We start from the raw sequence: 9,349 nt of genomic DNA, 5'->3' as shown, positions 1-9,349 counted from the left end.
GCGGTGTATCCGTCGAGATTTTTATCGCCTGACACACCGCATTCGCGAGCAAGCCCGCTCCCACAATGAGTTTTGTGGATAGCCTCAGGTTGGGAGCCTGTCCCCGCATCCCGCCACACCTTTACTTGTCCCCACGCCCTCACCCGTGTAGAAAGCCCTTCCACAAAATTCTGCACAAGGACTTTCGATGAAGGCGTTGCCATGGCTCTATCTGGCACTTCTCAGCCTCGGTTATGGATTGGCGTTGAGCTTTGGCCAACTCGGCTGGCTCGCGCTGATCTCCGTGGGACTATTGCTGTTGACCGGTTTCGCCGTGCGCCAACAGCAGGTGCCGGTGGCGCGCCTGTTGGGGCATGCCGTGTTCATCTTCCTCGCCCTGTCGCTGGCGCTGCACTGGTTGCCGGGATTCGCCAACGGCCGGGCCATCGCCCCGCTGCGTTTCACCGACGACGCCGTGCCGTTTGCGATGTACCTGAATCTGGACAAACCCTTGATCGGCTTCTGGCTGTTGCTCGCCTGCCCGTGGATTGTCGCGGCACGCTCGCTGCGTCCGACGGTGTACGCCAGCGTCCTCGCTCTGACGTTGAGCGCCGTCCTGGCGCTGGGCGGCGCACTGTTGTTCGGCATGATTGCCTGGGCGCCGAAGTGGCCCGATCAAGCGTGGCTGTGGCTGCTGAACAATCTGCTGCTGGTGACGCTGGTCGAGGAGGCGCTGTTTCGCGGCTATATACAGGGCGGTTTGAGCCGCCTGTTCAAGCACCTGCCCCACGGCGACAACCTCGCCCTGCTGCTGGCGTCGCTGATCTTTGGCCTGGCGCATGTGGGTGCCGGCTGGCACTGGGTGTTGCTGGCGGGTCTGGCGGGTGTCGGCTATGGTCTGGCCTACCGTTTCGGTGGCCTTGCTGCGGCGATCGCCACGCACTTCGGGCTGAACTTGCTGCATTTTGCGCTGTTCACCTATCCGATGCTGGCCGGTTGAAGCAAGAGCGGTTTTGCGACGCCGTACTTATATCTGAAAAAAAACTTCAATAATTTCCTGACAGCGCCGACAACCTTTCAAAGCCTTGCGGATTGAAAAACCATGCGTAATAACCAGCCCATTACACAACGCGAACGGACTTTCCCGGCTCAGCAGCGGTTGATTTCCACAACCGACGCCAAAGGCGTGATCACCTACTGCAACGACGCTTTCGTCGAAATCAGCGGGTTTTCGCGTGAAGAGCTGATCCGTGCGCCGCACAACCTGGTTCGTCACCCCGACGTCCCGGCTGCGGTGTTTTCGCACATGTGGGGCACACTGAAACAAGGCTTGCCATGGATGGGCATTGTCAAGAATCGCTGCAAATCCGGTGACCACTACTGGGTGAACGCCTACGTGACACCGGTGTTCGACGGCAATCAGGTGGTCGGTTACGAGTCGGTGCGGATCAAACCCACTGCCGAACAGATCCGCCGTGCCGAAGCGCTCTACCAACGCATCAACCAAGGCAAGTCGGCGATCCCTTCCAGCGACAAATGGCTGCCGGTGCTGCAGGACTGGCTGCCGTTCATTCTGGTCAGCCAGTTGAGCTTCGTGATCGGCGCGACCCTGAACTCGCACTGGGGCTTCGCCCTCGCTGCCGGCCTGTCGGTGCCGCTGGGCCTGATGGGCCTGCAATGGCAGCAACGTGGGCTCAAGCGCCTGCTGCGCCTGGCCGAGCAGACCACTTCCGACCCGTTGATCGCGCAGATGTACACCGACAGCCGTGGCGCGCAGGCGCGTCTGGAAATGTCGATCCTCAGCCAGGAAGCGCGCCTGAAAACCTGCCTGACCCGTCTGCAGGACACCGCCGAGCACCTGACCGATCAGGCCAAACAGTCCGACGCCCTGGCGCACAACAGCTCCAGCGGTCTGGAGCGCCAGCGCGTGGAAACCGAACAGGTCGCCACCGCCGTCAACCAGATGGCTGCCACCACGCAAGAAGTGGCGAGCCACGTGCAGCGCACTGCCGACGCCACCCAGGAAGCCAATCGCCTGACCGGTCGTGGCCGTGACATCGCCGGGGAAACCCGCGAAGCCATCCAGCGCCTGTCGGTGGTGGTCGGCGAAACCGGCCTGACCGTCACCCAACTGGCCAAGGACAGCGACGAAATCGGCGGCGTGGTCGACGTGATCAAAGGCATCGCCGACCAGACCAATCTGCTCGCCCTCAACGCCGCCATCGAAGCGGCACGTGCCGGCGAGATGGGCCGTGGCTTCGCCGTGGTAGCTGACGAAGTGCGCCAACTGGCGCAACGCACCAGCGAATCCACCGGCCAGATCCACGCCCTGATCGCCAAGCTGCAGCAGACCGCGTCCAGCGCCGTGCAGACCATGGAAGCCGGCCATCGCCAGGCCGAAGAAGGTGTGGCGCGGGTACTGGAAGCGGATCAGGCACTGGTCGGCATCAGCGAAGCAGTGGCCAACATCACCGACATGACCACGCAGATCGCTGCTGCGACCGAAGAGCAAAGTGCCGTGGCTGAAGAAATCAGCCGCAACATCAGCAACATTTCGGAGTTGGCAGACCAGACCTCGGAACAGGCGCATAACTCGGCGTTGCTGAGTGAAGAGCTGACCAAGACTGCGAATACTCAGTATTCATTGGTGGAGCGGTTTAACCGCTAAAAGCAAAAGATCGCAGCCTGCGGCATCTCCTACACCGATCACCTGTAGGAGCTGCCGCAGGCTGCGATCTTTTAATCTTAAAAGCCCGGACAGCGAAAGCGTCCGGGCTTTTTATTGCCAGTCTGAAAGTGATGGTGCTTGGCAGACCGCATTCGCGAGCAAGCTCGCTCCCACATTGGCACTGCGTTGAGTCACAGTTCTGCGCACGACGACAATCACCTGTGGGAGCGAGCTTGCTCGCGAAGACGCCTTCTCTACCAACGACGATCTCACTCAAGCAACGCAGACACTGCCTACAACTGCGCCAGAATGCGCCGACTGGTGCTTGGTGCAGCCAAGTTCTATCGTTTGCCCGTCGCTACTCAATCACGCAGATCGGCCAGCATGAATCCATACCCCACGCGAAAACCCCACAAACAGAAAGTTCGTGATGAACTGACATTCCTGGATGTTCGGCACGCCGCGCGTGATGGGCAGAAAGTGTTCGATAAATATGTGATCACTGGCAGGCTATCCACCACAAAGTAAATCAAAAGATCGCAGCTTTCGGCAGCTCCTACACCGATCACCTGTAGGAGCTGCCGAAGGCTGCGATCTTTTGACCTGTAAGCCCGGACAGCGAAAGCGTCCGGGCTTTTTGTTGCCAGTCTGAAACTGGTGGTGTCTGGCAGACCGCATTCGCGAGCAAGCTCGCTCCCACATTTAGTCCTGTGTACGCAGAACCAATGTGGGAGCGAGCTTGCTCGCGAAGAGGCCATAACGGCCAGCGGAATTATTGAGGCAACCGCAGTTTGTCCAGCAATCGATTAACCAACAGCTCGTTCAACATGATCGGCTGTTGCAGCGCCAGCAGCGGATTGCCCTCCGGGCCACCGATTGAGTTGGCGATATTGCCAGCCTTGACTTTGGCCGACGACAACGATTCGCAAGCCTCGGCGATCGAGAGGAGGTGCAGCGAAGCAAACCGTAGGCGCTGCCCCCCCGGATCGATCCCGGAGCGAAGGAACCCCGAGCTCCAGCGAGCGGGCCGAACGTTGGAGCAAGCGTTTTTTTGCTTACTTTTGAGGTGTTTGTCAAAAAAGTGAGTCGTCGTAAGGGCGAAACCTTAAGTGGCCGTTACCGCGGCAACGGATATTCACGCAGTCTCGGCAACGTTATTAGCTGACCAGCACATGTAAGGCTGGTTGCCTAGCTGTCAGATCTGACAGTAGACGCACACCTGTTCGAGCGGATATCAAGAGAAACCGTAATTGCAGTCGGTTGTAACACCTCCTCTTAATTGAAAAGGCAGGTTTAACAATGACCACTCACGTTATGTTTCTCCCGAAAAAACCACTCGTCAGTGATGACAGGTTTCAATGGAGATTGGGCGGTAAACGGAAAACAGCGAAATTCAGATCTTTCTATCAGGACGAGTTCTTGGGCGAGCGGTATTGGTCCATCAGTGGTGGAACAGGAAATTTCGACGATGAAAGCTATTTTTCGTTCTCCATGACTCTGCCCTACCAATCCGATGAGTCACTCACAGGCGTCTATAACTTCGACAACGGGCTGACATTTGTTCACAGCCATTGGATCCCTGCGCCGCCGGGATTTATCGGAATGGCTTCGGTGGACGCCGACTCGGCGATCCTCAGCGTTAAATATGATGCTGAAACGGATATCGCTACGGGATCATTCGAGGCCGTGTTCAAAAGCCATCGCTATCGTCTGAATCCCAAGGGGACTTTCACCATGACGAGACTGAGACCGTCGGATGCTGGCTAGATCTGGCAGGGGTGCTCGCAGCAACTCCGGAAGAGTACCCCTTCAATGTAATTTGAAAGAATGACTCCTTGGAGCTGCCGCAGGCTGCGATCTTTGATCGTGAAAAACCGGTTAGCGAAAGCTTCCGGTTTTTTATTGCCTGTTTGAATGGATGGCGTATGGCAGACAGCTTTCGCGAGCAAGCTCGCTCCCACAGTAGGGCCGGGTACTTCAGTAAGAGAATGGTCGGCTGTCAGGCCGCCATCGCTGGCAAGCCAGCTCCCACAGGGATTGCGTGCAGTCAGTAAGAGAATGGTCGGCTGTCAGGCCGCCTTCGCCAGCAGGCGGGTTCCCACACAAAAGCAAGAGCAGAACGCGCACCGCTCTTGCTCCTCACCACTCAACAGGATGAGCGCAAGCTCGGCTGTCGCTCTTGATCTTGATCCACAGGCGACATCGGAAGGCTGAGCGGAGGGATTGATCCGGGGGTGGGAGCGCAGCGACCGTTTGGCGCAGCCAAACACAGCGAGAGGAGGTGCAGCGAAGCAAACCGTAGGCGCTGCGCCCGGATGGATCCCGGAGCGAAGGGACCCCGAGCTTTAGCGAGCGGGCCGGACGTAGGAGCAAGCGTTTTTGGTTACTTTTTAGGCGTTTGTAAAAAGTGACCCGCCGTAAGGGCGGAACCCTAAGTAGCCGTTACCGCAGCAACGGATATGCACACAGTTCGAAAAGTGTGCAACGTTCAAGATCTACCCCCTCACCCCAGCCCTCTCCCCCAAGGGGCGAGGGGGGAAAGGGAGCCGATCTTCATAAGTTTCAAAATTTCAGCTCGGCTCGGTCAACACTGAAGAAACGCAGCCACCTTCTGCCCGGCGGCAGCCAAATGCTGCTCATGCGTAAACCCGGAAACCTTGAGCGGCTTCAAATCATGATCCCCAGAGGCCAACCAAAACACCTCAATACTCGGCGATAGATCGTAAGCCTCGACAGCGTCCCGATTTCCGAGAGCATCCCGCTCCCCCTGAACAATCAACGTCCGAGTCCGCAAAGAAGCCAAATGCTCAACCCGCGGTTTCTCAGGTTTCCCAACCGCATAAAACGGATATCCAAGACAGACAAGCGCATCGGCGCCCAACTCGTCAGCTAAAAGACTGGCCATCCGCCCGCCCATGGACTTACCACCGATGGCCAAAGTCCCAGCGACATGACGTCGCACTTCAGCGAACACTTCGCGCCAGCACTGAAGCAGTTTCGGCGCCGGATTCGGCGGGCGTTTACTGCCATCCACCCGCCGCTGCGCCATATAAGGAAACTCAAACCGCAACACGTTCACGCCCAATGCAGCAAGGCGCCCAGCCATATCCGACATCCACTCACTGTCCATCGGCGCCCCCGCCCCATGCGCCAGGATCAGAGTCGCCGAAGCCTCGCCCGACGCGGCATCCCAAAGCCACCCATGATCCCGCACGCACTGCGCCCATTGATCCCCGTCAATACTGGCCTTGTGCTGTTTGTCCATGCTTGCCTCGCTTTTAGTCTGCCTATAACTCCAGGCGAAGGATTCGCGGCGTTTTCCGCGCGCGCTCACTTCGGCTGAACCGTGGATGGGGAACCATGAACACTTCTATCAGTACCGCCTACAACTACAAGGTGGTCCGCCAATTCGCCATTATGACGGTGGTGTGGGGCATCGTCGGCATGGGGCTCGGGGTTTTTCTCGCGGCCCAATTGGTCTGGCCCGAACTCAACTTCAATTTGCCCTGGACCAGTTTCGGCCGTCTGCGCCCGCTGCACACCAACGCGGTGATCTTCGCCTTCGGTGGCTGTGCGCTGTTCGCCAGTTCGTTCTACTCGGTACAACGCACCTGCCAGACGCAATTGTTCGCGCCGAAAATCGCCGCATTCTGCTTCTGGGGCTGGCAGCTTGTGATTCTATTGGCAGCGATCAGCCTGCCACTGGGTTACACCAGTTCCAAGGAATACGCCGAGCTGGAATGGCCGATCGACATCCTGATCACCATCGTCTGGGTCGCCTACGCCATCGTGTTCTTCGGCACGATCATGCAGCGCAAGACCAAGCATATCTACGTCGGCAACTGGTTCTTCGGCGCGTTCATCATCACCGTGGCGATCCTGCACATCGTCAACAACCTTGAGTTGCCGGTGAGCCTGACCAAGTCCTACTCGGTGTACGCCGGTGCGACCGACGCGATGGTGCAATGGTGGTACGGCCACAACGCCGTGGGCTTTTTCCTCACCGCCGGTTTCCTCGGGATGATGTACTACTTCGTGCCGAAACAGGCCGAACGTCCGGTGTATTCGTATCGCCTGTCGATCGTGCACTTCTGGGCTTTGATCACCCTGTACATCTGGGCCGGCCCCCACCACCTGCACTACACCGCGCTGCCGGACTGGGCGCAGTCGCTGGGCATGGTGATGTCGCTGATTCTGCTGGCACCGAGTTGGGGCGGCATGATCAACGGCATGATGACCCTCTCGGGCGCGTGGCATAAGTTGCGCAGCGACCCGATCCTGCGCTTCCTCGTGGTGTCGCTGGCGTTCTACGGCATGTCGACCTTCGAAGGTCCGATGATGGCAATCAAGACCGTCAACGCCCTCTCCCACTACACCGACTGGACCATCGGCCACGTTCACGCCGGCGCACTCGGCTGGGTGGCGATGATCTCGATCGGCGCGCTGTACCACATGATCCCGAAAGTCTTCGGCAAGGAGCAGATGCACAGCGTCGGCCTGATCAACGCGCACTTCTGGCTCGCGACCATCGGCACCGTGCTGTACATCGCCTCGATGTGGGTCAACGGCATCGCTCAGGGCCTGATGTGGCGCGCGGTGAACGAGGACGGCACGCTGACCTACTCCTTCGTCGAAACCCTGGTGGCCAGCCACCCAGGCTTCATCGTGCGTCTGGTGGGTGGGGCGATCTTCCTCAGCGGCATGTTCCTGATGGCTTACAACACCTGGCGCACCGTGCGGGCCTCGCAGCCTGCTGACGTCGTTGCTGCCGCGCAGATGGCCTGAGGAGTCCGCCATGAAACACGAAACGATTGAAAAGAACGTCGGCCTGTTGATGCTGCTGATGGTGTTCGCCGTGAGCATCGGCGGCCTGACCCAGATCGTCCCGCTGTTCTTCCAGGACGTCACCAACAAACCGGTGGAAGGCATGAAGCCCTACACCGCGCTGCAACTGGAAGGCCGCGATATCTACATCCGCGAAGGCTGCGTCGGTTGCCACTCGCAGATGATCCGGCCGTTCCGCGCCGAAACCGAACGCTACGGGCACTACTCGGTGGCCGGTGAGAGCGTATGGGATCACCCGTTCCTGTGGGGTTCCAAGCGTACCGGGCCAGACCTGGCCCGGGTCGGCGCGCGTTACTCGGACGACTGGCACCGCGCGCACTTGTACAACCCGCGCAACGTGGTACCGGAGTCGAAAATGCCGGCCTACCCGTGGCTGGTGACGCAAGCGGTCGACAGCAGCCATACCGAAACCAAGCTCAAGACCATGCGCACCCTCGGCGTGCCGTACACCGACGATGACATCAGCGGCGCGGTCGCCAGCCTCAAGGGCAAGACCGAAATGGACGCCCTCGTCTCCTACCTGCAAGTGCTCGGCACTGCGATCAAGAGCAAGAGGTGAGCACGATGATCATTGAAATGAGTGCAGGGCTGATTCGCGGCCTCGGCACCGTCGTGGTGTTCGTCGCCTTCGTCGGCCTGACGATCTGGGTGTTCAACCGCAAGCGCACGCCGGAGTTCGCCGAAGCGCGCCTGCTGCCGTTTGCCGACGAGCCGCAACCCGACATTACCCAAGCACCTGAACCAAGGAGTACCCGGCCATGACCACCTTCTGGAGTACGTGGATCTGCGTACTGACCATCGGCAGCCTGATCGGCCTGACCTGGCTGCTGATCGGCACCCGCCGGGGCGAGACCAAGGGCAGCGTCGACCAGACCATGGGCCACAGCTTCGACGGCATCGAGGAGTACGACAACCCGCTGCCGCAGTGGTGGTTCATGCTGTTCGCCGGCACGCTGGTGTTTTCCGTGGGCTATTTGATCCTGTATCCGGGCCTCGGCAACTGGAAAGGCATCCTGCCCGGCTACGAGGACGGCTGGACCGGCGTGCACGAGTGGGAGAAGGAGATGAACAAGGCTGACGCCAAATTCGGGCCGATCTTCGCCAAATTCGCCGCCATGCCGGTGGAGGAAGTAGCGAAAGATCCGCAGGCGCTGAAAATGGGTGGCCGACTGTTCGCCTCCAACTGCTCGGTGTGCCACGGTTCCGACGCCAAGGGCGCTTTCGGCTTCCCTAACCTGGCCGACAAGGACTGGCGCTGGGGCGGCGACGCCGAAACCATCAAGACCACCATCATGGGTGGCCGCATGGCGGCGATGCCGGCCTGGGGCGAAGTGCTGGGTGAAGCCGGGGTGAAGAACGTCGCGGCGTATGTGCGTCACGAACTCGCCGGCCTGCCGCTGCCGGCCGACAGCAAGGCGGACCTGCAAGCCGGACAGCAAGCGTTCAGCACCACCTGCGTAGCCTGTCATGGGGCAACCGGCCACGGCACTGAAGCCATGGGTGCGCCGAATCTGACGCACCCGGCCGGATTTATTTATGGCACGAGTCTGACGCAGCTTGAGCAGACCATCCGCCACGGTCGCCAGGGCCACATGCCGGCACAGAACGAACTGTTGGGCAACGATAAAGTGCAACTGCTCGCAGCTTATGTGTACAGCCTGAGCCATGGATTGAATACAGAAAAACTGATTACTGAAGACAAAAAGCAATAAGCATTGCGTACACATCTGCCGCACCGTTCTCGGTGCGGCAGCATCCCGCCCCTTTGCGACGCATTGTCGCACCCCGTCACACCCTCTCCTTTCGGTTCCCCGGATTCGGGTCTACGCTTGCTCGATGCGGACTGGCTTGTGCTGG

At 59.5% G+C, this 9,349-nt stretch carries 9 protein-coding genes; 7 read left to right on the top strand and 2 right to left on the bottom strand.

Annotation, left to right across the window (positions count from 1 at the left end):
* Positions 1 to 187 precede the first annotated feature (187 nt).
* Both QMX91_RS13050 and QMX91_RS13045 read left to right on the top strand, forming a co-directional pair.
* Positions 188 to 979, top strand: a complete 792-nt coding sequence (locus QMX91_RS13050) for a type II CAAX endopeptidase family protein (protein ID WP_282412824.1) — start codon at positions 188 to 190, stop codon at positions 977 to 979.
* A gap of 102 nt (positions 980 to 1,081) precedes the next feature.
* Positions 1,082 to 2,647 carry a PAS domain-containing methyl-accepting chemotaxis protein gene (locus tag QMX91_RS13045; RefSeq protein ID WP_003223402.1) on the top strand — a complete coding sequence of 522 codons (1,566 nt, stop codon included), beginning with the start codon at positions 1,082 to 1,084 and terminating at the stop codon, positions 2,645 to 2,647.
* A 772-nt stretch (positions 2,648 to 3,419) separates the two neighbouring features.
* Here the strand turns inward: QMX91_RS13045 and QMX91_RS13040 are convergent.
* Complete coding sequence (locus QMX91_RS13040; protein ID WP_167797052.1) at positions 3,420 to 3,566, bottom strand: hypothetical protein; 147 nt, start codon at positions 3,564 to 3,566, stop codon at positions 3,420 to 3,422.
* A gap of 380 nt (positions 3,567 to 3,946) precedes the next feature.
* On the opposite strand from QMX91_RS13040, the gene QMX91_RS13035 reads away from it, so the two are divergent.
* Entirely contained in the window at positions 3,947 to 4,414 is a 468-nt protein-coding gene (locus QMX91_RS13035; protein ID WP_098967989.1) for a hypothetical protein, read from the top strand.
* 817 nt (positions 4,415 to 5,231) lie between these two features.
* Here QMX91_RS13035 and QMX91_RS13030 read toward each other — a convergent pair.
* On the bottom strand, positions 5,232 to 5,912 hold the full coding sequence (locus tag QMX91_RS13030; RefSeq protein ID WP_223007392.1) for an alpha/beta family hydrolase: 681 nt from the start codon (positions 5,910 to 5,912) through the stop codon (positions 5,232 to 5,234).
* A 95-nt stretch (positions 5,913 to 6,007) separates the two neighbouring features.
* Here QMX91_RS13030 and ccoN point away from each other — a divergent pair, with 95 nt between their 5' ends.
* Genes ccoN through ccoP form a run of 4 tightly spaced genes read left to right on the top strand, consistent with a single transcriptional unit; the run spans position 6,008 to position 9,204 of the window.
* Complete coding sequence (ccoN, locus tag QMX91_RS13025; protein WP_098967987.1) at positions 6,008 to 7,432, top strand: cytochrome-c oxidase, cbb3-type subunit I; 1,425 nt, start codon at positions 6,008 to 6,010, stop codon at positions 7,430 to 7,432.
* Between the two features lie 10 nt (positions 7,433 to 7,442).
* The gene (gene ccoO / locus QMX91_RS13020) at positions 7,443 to 8,051 is read left to right on the top strand and encodes a cytochrome-c oxidase, cbb3-type subunit II (protein ID WP_003223389.1); all 609 of its coding nucleotides are present in this window, start codon (positions 7,443 to 7,445) and stop codon (positions 8,049 to 8,051) included.
* A 5-nt stretch (positions 8,052 to 8,056) separates the two neighbouring features.
* Positions 8,057 to 8,254, top strand: coding sequence for a cbb3-type cytochrome c oxidase subunit 3 (locus QMX91_RS13015; protein ID WP_098968495.1), 198 nt, complete (start codon positions 8,057 to 8,059; stop codon positions 8,252 to 8,254).
* A complete protein-coding gene (gene ccoP / locus QMX91_RS13010) occupies positions 8,251 to 9,204 on the top strand; it encodes a cytochrome-c oxidase, cbb3-type subunit III (protein WP_282412823.1) in 954 nt (317 codons plus the stop codon). Before QMX91_RS13015 ends, ccoP begins: the two co-directional genes overlap by 4 nt.
* The last annotated feature ends 145 nt before the right edge of the window (positions 9,205 to 9,349 follow it).

This window comes from Pseudomonas sp. PS01299, assembly GCF_029960145.1.
Classification (GTDB): domain Bacteria; phylum Pseudomonadota; class Gammaproteobacteria; order Pseudomonadales; family Pseudomonadaceae; genus Aquipseudomonas; species Aquipseudomonas putida_A.
This window is presented reverse-complemented; position numbering and strand designations above follow the sequence as displayed.

Excerpts from the sequence above, each read along its gene's own strand:
- QMX91_RS13050 (WP_282412824.1), top strand. The coding sequence starts at position 188 with ATGAAGGCGTTGCCATGGCTCTATCTGGCACTTCTCAGCCTCGGTTAT.
- QMX91_RS13045 (WP_003223402.1), top strand. The coding sequence starts at position 1,082 with ATGCGTAATAACCAGCCCATTACACAACGCGAACGGACTTTCCCGGCT.
- QMX91_RS13035 (WP_098967989.1), top strand. The coding sequence starts at position 3,947 with ATGACCACTCACGTTATGTTTCTCCCGAAAAAACCACTCGTCAGTGAT.
- QMX91_RS13030 (WP_223007392.1), bottom strand. The coding sequence starts at position 5,912 with ATGGACAAACAGCACAAGGCCAGTATTGACGGGGATCAATGGGCGCAG.
- ccoN (WP_098967987.1), top strand. The coding sequence starts at position 6,008 with ATGAACACTTCTATCAGTACCGCCTACAACTACAAGGTGGTCCGCCAA.
- ccoO (WP_003223389.1), top strand. The coding sequence starts at position 7,443 with ATGAAACACGAAACGATTGAAAAGAACGTCGGCCTGTTGATGCTGCTG.
- QMX91_RS13015 (WP_098968495.1), top strand. The coding sequence starts at position 8,057 with ATGATCATTGAAATGAGTGCAGGGCTGATTCGCGGCCTCGGCACCGTC.
- ccoP (WP_282412823.1), top strand. The coding sequence starts at position 8,251 with ATGACCACCTTCTGGAGTACGTGGATCTGCGTACTGACCATCGGCAGC.